This window comes from Microcoleus sp. D2_18a_D3 (assembly GCF_036702455.1).
In the GTDB taxonomy this organism is placed as follows: Bacteria; Cyanobacteriota; Cyanobacteriia; order Cyanobacteriales; family Microcoleaceae; genus Microcoleus.
In genome coordinates this window covers 1-15532 of record NZ_JAUBTK010000080.1, presented here as the reverse complement: position 1 = coordinate 15532, position 15532 = coordinate 1, and the positions used below count along the sequence as shown (strand labels likewise).

The 15532-nt window shown below is 47.4% G+C and carries 8 protein-coding genes, 1 pseudogene and 1 CRISPR repeat array; of the genes and pseudogenes, 1 reads left to right on the top strand and 8 read right to left on the bottom strand.

Annotated features, from left to right (window positions below):
• Window positions 1–6: 6 nt before the first annotated feature.
• The 6 genes from QUB06_RS27210 to QUB06_RS27185 form a co-directional block, all read right to left on the bottom strand.
• The gene (locus tag QUB06_RS27210) at window positions 7–333 is read right to left on the bottom strand and encodes an NAD(P)-binding protein (RefSeq protein WP_333437931.1); all 327 of its coding nucleotides are present in this window, start codon (window positions 331–333) and stop codon (window positions 7–9) included.
• A gap of 24 nt (window positions 334–357) precedes the next feature.
• Window positions 358–4554: a tetratricopeptide repeat protein gene (locus QUB06_RS27205; RefSeq protein ID WP_333437930.1), complete on the bottom strand. Its 4197-nt coding sequence runs from the start codon at window positions 4552–4554 to the stop codon at window positions 358–360.
• A 432-nt stretch (window positions 4555–4986) separates the two neighbouring features.
• Window positions 4987–7914, bottom strand: a complete 2928-nt coding sequence (locus QUB06_RS27200) for a two-partner secretion domain-containing protein (protein WP_333437929.1) — start codon at window positions 7912–7914, stop codon at window positions 4987–4989.
• Between the two features lie 106 nt (window positions 7915–8020).
• Window positions 8021–8638, bottom strand: coding sequence for a Uma2 family endonuclease (locus QUB06_RS27195; protein WP_333437928.1), 618 nt, complete (start codon window positions 8636–8638; stop codon window positions 8021–8023).
• A gap of 610 nt (window positions 8639–9248) precedes the next feature.
• On the bottom strand, window positions 9249–11411 hold the full coding sequence (locus tag QUB06_RS27190; protein ID WP_333437927.1) for a ShlB/FhaC/HecB family hemolysin secretion/activation protein: 2163 nt from the start codon (window positions 11409–11411) through the stop codon (window positions 9249–9251).
• Between the two features lie 694 nt (window positions 11412–12105).
• The gene (locus QUB06_RS27185; RefSeq protein ID WP_333437926.1) at window positions 12106–13113 is read right to left on the bottom strand and encodes a protochlorophyllide reductase; all 1008 of its coding nucleotides are present in this window, start codon (window positions 13111–13113) and stop codon (window positions 12106–12108) included.
• Between the two features lie 95 nt (window positions 13114–13208).
• Between QUB06_RS27185 and QUB06_RS27180 the strand changes: the two genes are divergently transcribed.
• On the top strand, window positions 13209–13445 hold the full coding sequence (locus tag QUB06_RS27180; protein ID WP_333437925.1) for a hypothetical protein: 237 nt from the start codon (window positions 13209–13211) through the stop codon (window positions 13443–13445).
• 59 nt (window positions 13446–13504) lie between these two features.
• On the opposite strand, the gene QUB06_RS27175 is transcribed toward QUB06_RS27180, so the two are convergent.
• Together QUB06_RS27175 and QUB06_RS34800 are read right to left on the bottom strand one after the other, a co-directional pair.
• Window positions 13505–14623: an alkene reductase gene (locus QUB06_RS27175; RefSeq protein WP_333437924.1), complete on the bottom strand. Its 1119-nt coding sequence runs from the start codon at window positions 14621–14623 to the stop codon at window positions 13505–13507.
• Between the two features lie 58 nt (window positions 14624–14681).
• Window positions 14682–14928: pseudogene (locus QUB06_RS34800) on the bottom strand (transposase); the annotation flags it as partial.
• A 2-nt stretch (window positions 14929–14930) separates the two neighbouring features.
• Window positions 14931–15401: direct repeats of the CRISPR family, unit length 37 nt; unit sequence GTTTCAATCCCTGATAGGGTTTTAGGTTGTTTCCGGC.
• Window positions 15402–15532 lie beyond the last annotated feature (131 nt).

The window sequence follows — 15532 nt, the reverse complement described above, 5'->3', positions numbered from 1 at the left end:
AAAGCCCTAACTATCTTCTGGGGTTGCACCGTAATAGAAAAAGGATGCTTCATTCACTAATTCCCCTATATACCGATCTAGAGGTATATCGATTTCTTTCCAAAGATCGAGCATGGCATTATAGGTATTAATGTTAAAGTCATTAACTCCCATATCTACCCATGTATTTGGGCGATCGAGTCGTGAAAGAGCGAGTTCTTGAGTTAGGGCATTTCCCCCAACGCGATCGGCTTGTTCGTAAACAACAATCTCTATGTTGCCCTTACTATATTTGTGCAGGTAATAAGCAAGGGAAAGACCAGAGACACCTGCGCCAACGAGCGCAATTTTCATACTGAACTTCTAGATGGATAATTTTTAATTTACCATTAAAAGTTCAATTTTTTCTAGTTTCTGCCGAATCTCCTGCACGGGTTGGGCGGTGAGAAAATTTTGTTTTATTTGTTCGGATTGCAATCGGGATCGTGTATGCTCAATTACTTGCAAAGCTTGGCGATAAGCAGTCATTGCTTTCTCAGTTTGCCCGCAGTGAGAGTGTAAATCTCCCATAGCTGTATAAGTTTTCCAGAGTTGGGGAGGATTACCGAGTTCTTCGGCAAGCGCGATCGCTTTTTCTAAGCATTCCTGCGATCGTTCAATATTACCTTGAGCGAGGAAGGCTTGACCCATTAACCGCAACCCTTTGACGATATTTTTGCGGGTTTTTGTCGGTTCGGCTAGCTGTAGGCACTCCTGGGCTAACCTCAGCGCTGCTTCTGCATCTCCCTGTATCAATCGCAATTCGCCCAAGCTGTGACAGCAGTGCTGCAAGTAGCGCCACTTCATCCATTCTTCGCCCCACTTCCCGGATTGTTGGGAATCGCGATAAACCATCAGTAACAAAGATTCGGCCGTAATTAAATCTTCTATCAGCAGATAGCAATCCCCCAAATTTATCGCGGCATTGCGAATAATTTCTGGGTCGCCTATTTTCCAAGCAGACTGCAATCCATCTTGATTGTATGGGATAGCTGTTTCTATGTTGTAAAGTTCGCTGTACAGCCAACCTAAAGTATTGAGGATGCGACTTTTCCAAACTTTGTCACCGAGGCGATCGCTTAATTTTAATGCCGTTTCCAAGTCAGAAAAAGATGCTTCATATTCACCCTTACCGCAGCGAGTAATTCCTCTTTCCCATAAGTTCATCATCCAGACGAGGAGGATATTGTCATCTCGGCCAATTGCGACTCCCCGATCACCTAATTGGTGTGCGGGTTCGTATTCTCCTTTCCAATTATAAACTAGACCCAGCATAAAAGTATTCAGACCTTCCTGAATTTTATCACCAGTCTCCTGACTCCAATTTATTCCTTGAGAAAAACAACCAAAAGATTCATCTAGCTTTGCCGTCACGCCATAGATGTAGCCCATGACAAATTGGCTGGCGGCCAGCATACTTTTGTAGTCGATTTCTAATGCCAAGTTATAAGCTTGTTGGGCATATTCCAGGGCGGGTTCGAAGTCATGGGCCCAGAACAAACCATACCCGATGTTGTAAAGTGCTTCTGCTTCCTGCTCTCTGTCACCTCGACGGCGACAGATTTCCAACATATTTTGATACGCAGCAATTGAAGGCTGGAATTCACTCAGGAGAAAGTGAACTTGTCCCACTCCTGCATAAATCGAAATTAAAGTATTGTCATCTACAGAATTTCCCAGTTGTTCGCAAACCGTTAAGGCTCGCTTGTAATGAGATAGCGCTTCGGGATTAACATAAGCTTGCTGTGCTTTTTGTCCGGCTTTAACCAAATAACCCAGTGCTTTTTCCCAGATTTCTGCCTGCTCGAAATGATAGGCGAGAATCTCATAATATTCTGGCATATCCTTACCATAATGTTGCTCGTACCAATCAGCCACCCGTTGATGTAACGATCGTCGCTGGGCAAACAACATCAGGTTGTAAGATACTTCTTGAGTGATGATATGTTTGAAAATGTAAGCTAATTCTGGCTCTGGTGTCATCAGCGGTGTCAGATCGAAGACTGCCAGTTGTTTTAGATACTCTGTTAATTGCTTTTTATCTGCTTCGATGGGGTGCACTTCTTGCAATATTTGTAAGCCAAAGGTGCGTCCGATCGCACTCGCTACTTTTAAGGTAAGCTGCATAGAAGGAGAAAGGCGATCGATGCGACTGGTAATCACCCCCTGAACCGTATTTGGCAAGTTCAAACTGTCTAAATCAGAGACTCCGGGTGGGAGGTTACACTTACCGTCTCGAATCACAATTAAACCGGCATCACGCAGCGCATAAGCGATTTCTTCGCTGAAAAAAGGATTTCCCTGGGCTTTTTGAGCAATTAAATTGGTCACTGATGGCGGTAGGGTGTTTACTCCCAAACGCTGACAGACGAGTTGCAATGTATCTGACTCATCTAGTACCTGCAATTTTAAATGCTGGGTGTGCGGAGATTGGAGTAATTGCAGGTAGTCATCGGGGGGTTTTTCTGTCAGAGGGCGCGTGGATATGGTTAATAGTAAGTGTTGAATTTGTTGGCTGACTTGCAATGCGAGTGTCCAAGAAGCAGAATCTAACCAGTGTGCGTCCTCTAACACCAATAGTTGGGGCGATTTCCGAGCAGCAATTTGTAAAACTTCAACTAAAAACTTGTGCGTTTGATCTGCCCGTTCTTTGCCGCTGAGAGATGCGGTCATCTCAGTTTCTAGGAAATCGAAAGGTAGCACGATATTAAGCAATGGTGCTAACTCTAAACTCTCCGGTTTTTCTGCCAAAAATTCTAAAACTTTTTGGTGGTTATTGCTTGAGTATTTTTTGTTAGCTGTTTCCTGTTCTCGATCGCTTGTTGGTTGTTGAATTTCTAGATGGTTTTTGTCTTCTAAGTCTAAATTGAACACCTGACTGAAGACTTGGCGCCAAACATAGTAAGGGGTAGATTTTTCAATCGCATCCGCATTTCCGAATAAAATCCCTAGTTCCTCCCCCCGGGCGGCTGCCATAAAATCTTCTACTAACCGAGATTTACCGATACCCGGTTCGCCGGAGATAATTAAAACTCTACTAATATTGTTTTCTAAAAAAGCTTGTAGTTGAAATGCCAGTTGCGATCGCTCAAGAGCGCGACCGACCATCTGACTCTGGTATTCTAAAGTTGTATGACTGGATTTAGCTGCGATCGACTCACCCGTAGGACGATAAATTTTAATTGGCTGGGCTTTGCCTTTAACTCGAATTGGTTCTAAAGATTCAAACTGCCAACTCTTTTGGGCTTCCCGATAAGTCATCTCATCGCATAAAATCTCGTTAGTTGCAGCTTGCATCAATCGTGCCGAGAGGTTCACCACATCTCCCAATACGGTATATTCCCGTCGGCATTCGTTACCCACAGTCCCGCAGTAAACTCGACCTGTGGTGACACCAATCTTGGAATCAAAACCCAGACTCCGCAATCTCACTTGTATCGCTTGTGCTGCCTGGACACCTCGTACAGCATCATTTTCATGAGACATTGGCGGCACACCAAAAGCTGCGATCGCTACCAAACCCTTATCATCCATCATCACTTTTCGCAGAGTCCCTTCATACTGAAACAAGACACTCTGGATAGTCTGGGTACAGGACTGAATCTGTTTTAAAGCCGCTGGGGTCAAGTCTTTTACTGGCGGTAGTCCGATAAACAATACCGTCACTCGGCGGAGTTCCGACAGCCACTGGCTTTGTCCTGCATCGAGTCGCGCTAGAATATCTGGGGATATATAACCCCGCAAAGCGTTTACCATTTCTGGCATTAAGATTGGGCAATTGGGATTGGAGAATTGCAATTGAAAAATTGGAAATTGGGAAGAGGAATCCTCAAGTTTTCCTGGTGTTAATAAGTTCTTTTCTTCTACTCCTAAATTGCTCCTAAATTGTGCTTTGATCTCCTTTTTCAAATCATTCAATCTCACAACTCCCGACTCTAGGAGAGTCCCTTCGTAGTAATGTTGAATCAGCGTCCAACCTTCAGGAGAAATACAGGCTTCGCCCGATTTTGCTTGGACTTCAGCTAGCGCCATTTGACCCAGAGGTTGACCAGCGACTAAATATTCCCAAGATCCGTTTACCCCACCAACGTGCAGACTCATTAAATCTCCTGCAGCAACACCGATATGCAGGGTAAGACTAACGTCTCCAGCAACGTAATGGCTGAGTTTTTTGAGAATTGCCAAGCTACACTCAGCAGCGCGGTAAGTTGCTGTCACCAGTGGCTCGTCCGTGGCGGGCCAAATCGCCAACATGGCATCTCCAGCAAACTGAATGATATCGCCACCGCGATCGGTAATCAGTTCAATCAGTTGTCCAAAATAGGCGTTCAGATGCTTGGTTAGTTCTTCTGCACCATCAGGCCCGCTTTGCGCTAGCCGTTCGGTGAGGGCTGTGAATCCAGAAATATCGGTAAACAAAACTGCCGCTTTTAAGTGTTCTTGCAGCGGTGTTCGTAAGATTTCTGAGTGGACTGCGATGCGTTGCAGTAGACTCTTGGGCGCATAGCTGGCCAAAATTTCTTGGAGTCCAAGCATATAGAGTGTTTTAACTGATGTTCGAGTTTTGAATTGCTTTTAGATGCACCCTTAATATCTATTTTCACCGTCTATTGTGATTGTAGCAGACCTGAATCTTACTAGAATCCATTACAGATAGTCCCGTACATTGTCCGAAACAATTGTGACTGTATAGAAAAATTTGCTAGGCAAGATTTTGACTTACCTCAATAAAGATGCTGGCGGGCGATGGTAGCTTTAGAGAATGGCAACAGTCAACAGTCAACAATCATTCCGGTGTTATACCAATTTTATATGAGACCCCGTAGAATATGATCCTCCCTAACCCCCCTTAATAAGGGGGATTTAGGGGGAGCGAAATATATGCAACTTCACATTAAATTGGTATTACCGGAATTAATATCATTCTCCTGCAACCGGAAACTATGTGAGTGAGTTGTAATCAATGGGTCATCGGGGCGGACAAACCGATACAGAATGCCTCGTGCGATCGTCCAATTGACCCGCAACTTGATTCGCCACAAGCATAACTTCTCCTCGAGCATTTACCACCCAACCGCGAGCCGGAACAACTTCCCGATCCTGGATTGGCCCCAATTCCGTCTTCCCTCGATCGGTTACATCCCGTACATTGCCCGTTGTCGAACTTCCTGCCTCTTCCACCCACGGAAACGGCGATGGAGCGCTGCTGAGGGCATCATTAGGACTCGGTGGCACTCCTCCTTTCCCAGTGACGGTAAATGCGCTCTCGACCCCTTGCGTGCAGGGATTTGCCGCAATTAAAGCTGTCGGATCGACAACATTTTGCGGCAGTTCCACTAAACCTTGAGCGGGATTGACGCCAGAAGCACTAAATGTAACAGTACCTTGCAAAGCCGGGCCGCTACTTTGGGAAATGGCGGCGATGTCGCTGGTGGGAAGCTCAGATGTAGGAGTTACTTGCAAAGCTGCAAATTGAGCGTCGCTCAGCCCCAACCGATCTCTCACCTGTTCGCGGCCCGCTGCTGCAAAGCCCAAGATATTCGGGACATTGACATTAACGCGGCCACCTGCAGCGCTGCGAGCGTTGGCGGTGATGTCGCTATTGTTTTGCCCCACTAGGATATCGCTGTTGAGGGTGATGTTACCGCCGTCGGCAGCACCCGCATCGGTGGTAATTCGGCTGTTGCGGCGCAATTGGATGTCTCGCGATCGCAAGTTAATATTAGCCCCGATACCCGATACAGTCGTGCCGTCAATACTGCCTTTGTTGTTGAGGGCGATCGAATCTGTGACAACATTGATGCTGCCAGCCGCCCCCGTTCCATAACTCTGGACGCTAACCGCTGCGCCGTCTCGGACACTCAACCTGCCCGTTGCAATGCTCAAGCTTCCCGCCGCACCAGATGGAGGTTGAAGCCCCAACAAAGTCTGGTACAGCAAATCTCCCGAAGCTGTGCCAATGGTGCTGGGAAAGATGCCGTCTCTGGTAGTTCCGGCTATTTCCATCGATTCCGAAGCCACCACAGTCACATTTCCCCCTTGTCCCGTACCCAGAGTTGAGGCTCCGATGGCTCCTCCGTCTCGGACAATCAACCGTCTGGCGTTCAACGTCACATCACCGCCTTTGCCACTTCCAACCGTTCCTGCAGCGATTAGACTTCGGGAAGGGCGAGCGCCCGGTGCGGTGCCGAGCACTTCCACCGAGTCTGAGGCGTTGATGGTGATGTTTCCGCCGGGCCCGCCCACAGGAATCAACCTTTCTCCTGTGCTCAGCCCGCTCGCAGAAGAGATGCTAGCCCCTGCTTCTACGCGCAGGGAGCGGCTGTTAATTTCAATATTTCCTGCCCTTCCCGTGCCGCCAATACTGTTAGCGACTAGAGCCGTACTCAAAGGGCTATCCGATCGCTCTCTCGCTACTATTACCGAGTCAGAAGCTCTCACGCTCAGATTTCCGCTGTTCCCGGCACCAAAAGTCGAGGGGGAGACGATGGCTCCGTCGGTGACACTCAGTTGACCGGTTTCGATAGCGATACTGCCTGCATTTCCGCTGTTAAAAGTTGGCGTCAACAGCCCGGAGGCATTTATTTCTACCGATTCAGAGGCTCTAATTGTCACAGAGGAGCCGTCTCCCGTACCGAGTGTAGGGTTGAGTATTACCGATCCGTCTCGGAGAGTTAATCGTTTCGTGTCGATCGCGATCTCCCCGGATCTGCCGGCACCGAGAGTTCCGGTAATGATGCTGCTTTCGCGCTCGGTGATATCTCCCGGCTCTTGTGCTGCAGCACGATCGAGAAGCCGTCGCCGAAAGTTTTCAAATCCTATTCCCTTAAGTTCTATATTCTCGGCGGTTCGGACATTGATCGGGCCTCCGGCTCCGCTTCCGGTAGTGGTGGAGCCGACAAAGGCTCGATCTAATAGGCTAAATCGTGCTGCTTCGATATTGATGCCGCGGCCGTCCAGGCTTCCCAAGGTATCGGATACTAGGCTCGATCGATCGCGCAAAATCACATTTCCTCCCCGAAGTGCGATCGCGCCCCCACCGGGCCCGCTCGCCGTCACCGCCGATAAACCTGATAATTCAATGTTGCCAAAATTGGCAACATTTGTATAATCTAAACCTAATCCTATGGGCGTGATGTTGAAGCTTACAAAACCTGGACTTGCCACACTTCCTAATTGAATATTGCCACTAAAAGCGCTGGCAAAACCATTGTTAAAGATTAAATCTCCTCCTACCAGTGCTAAGGTTTGACCGGGAGGAACTGCCAAACCGACGGGAATTGTTGTGTCTTGAATAACTTGGGTGACACTGGAAGTGTTGACAATTGCGCCGGGATTCTCTCGAAATCTCAAACCCACCGGAATATTAACCGTCAATAGCGGCGCTGCTTGGGGATTGGCGCTGCTAAATTCAAAGCCGTTATTAAATACAATGCTGTCGGCAGTTCCAGCCAGAAAAGAGCCGCGCACATCTAACCGAGCGTTCGGCCCGAATACAATTCCTTTCGGATTAATTAAGAATAAATTGCCGTTTCCCAAAACTCCCAGAGTCCCTAAAATATTTGAGGAGTTGGGGCCCGTAACGCGGGTAAAAATATTAGAAATTCCGCTGGGATTTTCAAAATAAGCTCCCCGCCCTTCACCAATGTTGAATTCCCGCAAGCTGTGAAATAAATTAACGCCGCGTGTTGCTCCGCCAGTGATTCTATCTGAGGGTAGGTTATTGATAGTATCGGGAACTGTGCGGGAACTTTCCGGGCCCAGGGTATTATCGGGAATGATTTGGGCGATCGCGGAAGTGGGAAATAGCAACAGGAAGGCAAACAGTAGGGAGTAACTTACGGGCGCGCCAGATGCCCATCCCACAATAAAATCTAGTATTTGTGGAACAGGCATCTTGCCTGTTTTTGAGAATGGTGAAAACAGTAGGGAGTAATGCAATGGAGCCATAAAAACACTCTTTCCAGGATAAAGTTTATCGGTGTAATCTCATCTCGTTGCTCTAAAGGTTTTGAATTTGGCTGCTGAGTACAAGTTGCTCAACTGTGATTTCTAGTTCGGGAAAAGTTTTAGAGATAATGCGCTCATTACCTGTAAAACTTTGAACTAAATAACTGCCATTTTCCAAAGAGTAAACAAAAACTGTGGGAATTTTGGGATTGCCTAGATAAGCCCTAGAAGCAATGGCTAAATAATCCACAATCCAATACTCACAAATGCCGAGCCTTTGATACTCATCTAGCTTATCTACATAGTCGTCTTCCCAGTTAGTAGAGGCAACTTCTACTGCTAATTGGATAGGTTCGGTAAGGGCTCCGTAGCCACGTACATTGCTGTTCCATACTGAGGCCTTAACCACGCCAACATCAGGATTTCTGCCTTGCTCTTGTCCTGAAGCTGTTATTGTTCTCAAAACTATATCTTTGTCAACGATATAGTCAAGTCCCAAACGCTCGCTTTCTCTGTCGAAAGACTTAACAAGAAATCGTGCCACATTTTTATGAGCTCTGGTTGCTTCCACTTTGACAATCTCTCCATTTACCAGTTCGTAGATGCCCGATCCGTCTGGATACTTTTCGAGAAACTCTGCAAATGTTAGTTTAGTTTTTGTCTGAACCATAAAACCAGCCCTCTTGTGTTAACTAAGTTATACAATTGAGACTTGAGATTTGAGATTTGAGATTTGAGATTTTATATCATTTCCGGTAACACCGGAATGATGTTGACTGTTGACGGTTGACTGTTGACTGTTGACGCCGTGAACAGTGAACTGGAATTTACTATTCCGATGAAGTGCGGATTAGATATAATATCAAATCCGCACTTTATCGGAATTATTCATCTCTCTTCCCTTCCTCTGTATCCTCTGCGTTCTCTGCGGTTAAATCATTCCAAGCTAACCGGAATTAATATTAGATTGAAGTAGAGCATGGAATTAGCTGATAGCAATTTAATGTGAAGTTGCACATATCTCGATCCCCCTAAATCCCCCTTAAGAAGGGGGACTTTGAGAAGAATCTTGTCCCCCATTTTGATTTATGCGAAAAATAAGCAAAATTTTAGCTTAAGAAGGGGGACTTTGAGAAGAATCTTGTCCCCCCCTTATTAAGGGGGGCTAGGGGGGATCGGATTCTATGCAACCTCATAAAAAATTGGTATGAACTATATTTAATCGTTCTAGCGGTGGAATTCCGCTAGGATACAGGGGTTTCAACCCCAGCCACAACTAGCTAGAAACCAAAGTAATTAATCCGAAAGTAGATGCCTTTTTCCTGCAAAGTTCGATCGCCCGATCGAGCATTTATCAAAGGAATACCATAGTCGAGACGCACATTCAACCGATCGCCCATCTGCCAAATAAGCCCCAAACCTGCACCCAGCAGTTTATCGGAGTCAGGATTCGGCTTTTCTCCTGAATGGTTCCATCCTACCCCAAAATCGATAAACGGAGCCACTTGCAACAATCCTTCCACTTCCGGGACACGCCAAACCGGAATTCGCACTTCAGCAGATGCGATCGCACCGCTATCAGTTAACAGCAAATCTTGGCGGTATCCGCGCACACTTTGAACGCCACCGATCCCAATTTGTTCGAGGGAAAGCAGGGGGCGATCGGCTAATTGAATGTCATAACGCACAATCAGCAAGGTTTCTGGGGCTAGCAGCCGCACATACTGGGCTTGGCCGCGCCACGCCAGAAAACTGCTGTCAGGGCCGCTATCGTTCGCAGTAGCGCCGAACAGATTAGTGCCGAGGGAGAATTGCGATCGCGCCGCGAACACTTGGTTGGAAGTCCGCTGCACGTATTCTTGAAAAAACCGCACAGCAGAAACCCGCGTTTCGCCGCGCTCATTTGCTCCCGCCGAAAGCGCAAATCGTTCCCCTGACAGGAATGTATCGCTTTCTTGCCGCGAAAAACTCAGTCCCAAAGCCAAAGTGCGATCGGGCTTTTCGACAATCGGCTGGCGGTAAGTTAACTCGTAAGTCCGCGATTTCCCCTCAATTTGTGCAGCATCAAACGGTTCCTCGATGATATTGGTGCTAGCAGCACTCGCAGCGAACGTAATCGTGCCGTTGCGCGCGTTGACGGGGACGGTGTAGCTGCCGTTGAATTCATTGCTGCCGTCGGTGTTAGCATAAGATACCTCTAATCCGTCGCCCAAACCGAGCAAATTTGCTTGATTTATGCGAACACCGCGCCGAAAACTGCCGACGCTGGGCGATCGATTGTTGTCTGCGAACACTTCAGCGCTAAAGCTGTCTGCTTCTTTTACCCGCACTTCTAAGCGGCTGTTTTCCGGGCGGCTTCCGGCTTGGAGTTCGGCGGAAATATTGCCAATTAAGGGGTCGAGTTGCAGCAGTTGCAAGGCTTCCAGCAGCCGATCGCGATTGAGGGGCCGTCTGGTAGCGCGTTCTAGGCGCGATCGCACGTAATTGGAATTTAAGCGTCTGTTTCCAGTAATCACAATTTCATCTAATCCGCCTTCTACAATCCGAATTTTCACCACACCTCCCTCTCTCGGAAAGGTTTGGTTGGCGGTAATTACAGCGCCGGAATTGATGTATCCGGCGGCTACATATTTTTGCGTGACGGCTGCTTCGGCTGCGATCAGTTCGGCAAAGGTGATTTCGCGGCCCGCAAACTGTTGCGTAACTTCTGCGAGTTCGCGATCGCTAAAGGCTGTGTTGCCCTCAAATTCAAAGCGATCGACCCTAATTGTACCTATAATCCCCGGTCTATCATCGCCGGGAACAGGTGTTAGCGGGGCTGGTGGGAGGGGAGACGGCGCAGGGGGTTGCGGTGGCTCAGGAGCTGGTAATTCGGGTTCTCGCGGCAAAATTGGGTTGGGCAGTTGGGCCAGATGCGAGGCTCGATCGATACCCAATTCAATTTTTTTTCGGTCAATACTTTCTTCTAGTTTTTGATCTGAGTTAAAAAGCTCGGTTTCTTGAGTTTTTGTGCTAAATGTGCGATCGGCCTGAGATGTTGCACCATTGTCTATAAGCCTGTTATCGGCGGGCAGGATGCCCACCCCACAATCAAACTCACTCGTTGTGGAACAGGCATCTTGCCTGTTCTTGAGAATGGTGTAAGATGTCACATCGACTGAATTTGCCGAGGAAGGCGGTAAGTCGGGAGTTTCCGCTGCCACCGGGTGTTCTGATTCAGCGGGTAACTGCGTTTCCTCGTCTTTTACGGGCAATTCTTGGCGTTTGTCAAGATTAGTATCGGGAAGGAAAGCTCGATCGCCTCTGCTGCTAACTGCTGCCAAATCCTCAACATTTGAGGTCAAAATTTCAACTGTGCTAGCGGATGTTTTCGCTGGTTTTGCCAACACAACTAACCCCAAAATACCAGCGAATAAAAATAGTTTTTGCGAGCGACAAGCCATAGAATCTAATTATCTCGAATAATTGGGTGAAAATATTTTCCGCAATAGAGCACCCTCAAGTAAAAATCAATCTTAACAGCAAAAAAAAGAAACAGCCGTCCCAGCCAACAGTTTCGGCGACGGCTACAAACCAAAAGGTCGATCGACGGCTGTTCATTTCCCAACACTTACGCATCAACCGGGTTCTTATCCGAAAAAATATCGTGTAAGTCGATCGTAAACCGTAAAAAAAACCAAAATTTTTTAGTTGCAAAACCTACGCTTTCATGGTAATGAAGCGACCAGAACAGTCCTGGACACCAGGGTAAACCAGAAACGCGCTACAACTGAGATATTGCACCATTCTCAATAATCTTTTTATGAACAGGCAAGATGCCTGTTCCACAAGAGATAAATTTTCTTGTGGAACAGGCATCTTGCCTGTTCTGAAGAATGGTGGAAGATGTGAGTTACGCCTGTTCCACAAGAGATAAATTTTCTTGTGGAACAGGCATCTTGCCTGTTCTTAATAATAGTGCAAGATGTGAGTTACAACCCGCAGAGCCACTAAAAAACCCGGTTTCTTTGATTTTGGTGCATCATCCCAAATCCGACTTTAATACCCCCTTTATTATGGAGTCCGCGTCTACCCACATCCTGTGCGTAGACGCCGTTTCAACCGCCAAGCCTGATAAAGGGGGTTTGTAACTTTGAATTATGCAGACCGGCCCGCACCAGCCGCAGCACCCATTTGAGCCCCGTCAGTCAATCCCACCAACTTAGCGCTCAACTCCCACATCCGCTCGCCTTTTTCATCATCGCGGGCCTGGGGAGAAACCTTTTGCACAAAAGACTTACCATCTTTTTTCTGGCGGTTTCCCCAACTCCAATAAGCCCCAGATTGCTTGTATTCTGGATCAGCAACCACCATCGCCAGCCTTTCCCCCGCCAACTCCTGCGACACGTAACCCCCGGTGATATTCTTCTGAAACAGCGGGAACAGCTTCTGAAACAAAGGATAGTGGTTGCGGAACAGCGGCGTATCCGCAACGCATCCCGGATACAGCGAAGTGAAAGTAATCCCCGTGGATTCATGAAAGCGGCGGTGCAATTCCCGCATCGTCAGCACATTACAAACTTTGCTATCTTTGTAAGCCTTGACCGGTTCAAACTTCTTGCCATCAACCATCGAAATCGGGTCTTTGAAACCCGCTTCAAAACCCTCAAACTTGCCCAAATCCGGGCGCGGCGGAATCTTCCCGCCCAACTCGTCTGGATTGTGAGTCACGGTTCCCAAAATCACGATTCTGGCATCGGAATAATAGGAAGGCTTCATATTTTCCATCATCAGGTTGCACAGCAGGAAATGACCCAGGTGATTGGTAGTCATCGTCAACTCGTAACCCTCCGGGCTCCGCAGCGGTTCCTTAATCAAAGGCATATAAATGGCGGCGTTGCACACCAAAGCGTCCAGAGACCTGCCGCTGGCCTTAAATGCGCGAGCAAATCGGCGCACGCTCTCCAAATCGCCCAAGTCAATCTCCATGATGGAGAAACTGCCTTCAGGTATACCCAACTGGCGGGCGGCGTCTCCGGCTTTTCGCACGTCCCGACAGGCCATGACTACGTGCCATCCCTTGTCTGCGAGAGCTTTCGCGCCGTACAAACCGACGCCGGAGGAAGCGCCGGTAATGATAACCGTTGATTTGTGATTTTGTGCCATCTTGTTAAAAGCGCTTCCGCTATGGATTTTTTTCAGGCACTCAAACGCTGAGCTAGCAGCTTGGATGTTTTGAAGTACCCTATGGTTATTAGGATATGGGGAAACGTTCTCGATCTCAACCGGGAGCCTCTCACTTTTGCAGCCAAGCTAGAAATTGGAGGCAGGAGGCAGGAGGCAGGAGGCGGGAGCCAGAAGCCAGGAGGCAGGACGCAGAAGAAGTGTTTTTACAAATAGGAGATGCTCGCTCTCAACGGGCGATGAAAATTAAATATGGCTCCAACTCCGACTCGTGTTTTGAGAAATTAACCATACATCTTTTAGGGGCGGGTTGACCATTATCTATGATGCACATACTCGGTATTTATTGATAAACCCGCCCCAGCCAACTCAACTAAGAAATAGCGGCTGGTTCCTGATAGGTAGGGAAATCGATATAACCTTCAGGCCCAAAAGAATACCAGACGCCGACTTCAGCAGGCGGATTGAGCGGCCAACCATTAGTAAAACGCTCTACCAAGTCAGGATTGCTGATAAAATCTCGACCAAAAGCAATTAAATCGGCAACTTTGCTGCTCAGGGCCGTTTCAGCCTGTTCTTGAGTATATCCGCAGTTGCCGACGAGCGGCCCTGCAAACACATCGCGAAACTCTGCTATCATCATCGGCGTTCCCAATTCATGAAAGCCAAATGCTAGACCGTCCACCAAGTGAAGGTAAGCTAAATCATAGGCATTTAACTGCTTCGCGAAATACAGAAAATCTTCTCGATATTCGGGAGAACCCATGTCATTGTAAACACCGTTGGGAGAAAGTCTAACTCCCACTCTGTTTGCCGGATATACTGTGATTATTGCCTCTACAATTTCCTTAAGAAAACGGTAGCGATTTTCAACTGATCCGCCATAGGAATCAGTGCGGTGATTGGTTTTGGTTTGCAGGAATGTGTCAATGAGATAGCCGTTTGCCGCGTGAATTTCTACACCGTCAAAACCTGCCATTTTTGCTCGTTCTGCCGCTTTGCGATAATCTTCTACAACTAGGGAGATTTCATCGGTTTCTAGAGCGCGGGGGGTTTCGTAGGGTTGTTTGCCCACAGGGGTATGAATGCCTTCTCCGTTTATTTTGATGGCAGATGCTGCAACTGGCAATTGATTGTTTTCATGAAAACTGCTGTGGGAAGCTCGTCCGCAGTGCCAAAGCTGCATGAAAATCGGCGTTTGGTGGGCATGAACCGCAGTCACAACTTGTTTCCAAGCTTCGCCTTGCTCGTCTGAATAAATACCGGGCGTATTGAGCCAACCATTAGCTTGAGTAGAAACCACTGTGGCTTCTGTAATGATTAAACCAGCGGAGGCTCGCTGAGTGTAATACTCTGCCATCAAGGCGTTGGGCATCCGCGCTTCACCGGCTCTGGCTCTCGTCATGGGTGCCATGACTACCCGATTTTTTAAGGATAAATCTCCGATTTTGAAGGGGCCCAGTAGGAGTGGAGAAGTTGTTTGATTGGTCATAATTTTGGTATTTTTTCAACTGAATAATCAGGGAAATCACATATAGCAACTGCCCGTGTTAGGATGCAAGGCAAGACATCCAAGGGTGGCCAAAACGTAAGCAATCAAACTCATCAAGATGTTTACGAATTTGACTTTTTAGCCAAGACTCTTCTTTGTTCAATTTTGTTAAACTCTGGAGAGTATGGCGGTAAATATAATAGTCTACACCCTGCTGTTTGAATCAATTCCTGAATCCGACCACTTTTATCAAATGTGAGATTATCCATCACCACTACCTGTGCTGTGACAAGTGTGGGAAGTAAACGTTTCAATCCCTGATAGGGTTTTAGGTTGTTTCCGGCAACACGGGTACTCGGTAGTAGTACAACCACGGCTTGTTTCAATCCCTGATAGGGTTTTAGGTTGTTTCCGGCCTTGGCCTTTTTACTTTTGCCCCATTCTGCCACTGCTGTTTCAATCCCTGATAGGGTTTTAGGTTGTTTCCGGCTTGAACTGGAAGTAGAGCTAGCCAAACAGTGCGTAGAGTTTCAATCCCTGATAGGGTTTTAGGTTGTTTCCGGCTTGCGGGTTTATCGTTTGCTTGTCTTCTTCGTCGTTTCAATCCCTGATAGGGTTTTAGGTTGTTTCCGGCGGCTGTCCGTTTGCAAGACTGATTGACCCAGACGGTGTTTCAATCCCTGATAGGGTTTTAGGTTGTTTCCGGGGCTACTTAATGAGCGCATCAATCGTTAGCTTCATGTTTCAATCCCTGATAGGGTTTTAGGTTGTTTCCGGCTAAAACTAGACTTTTTCCAAAATCTAGGGCGGCGTTTCAATCCCTGATAGGGTTTTATACCATTTTTTTAAAGATGTGATAGACTTATGTAAGAAGTAAAGGAGCCAATAAAAATGTCTGGTCGCCCTAAC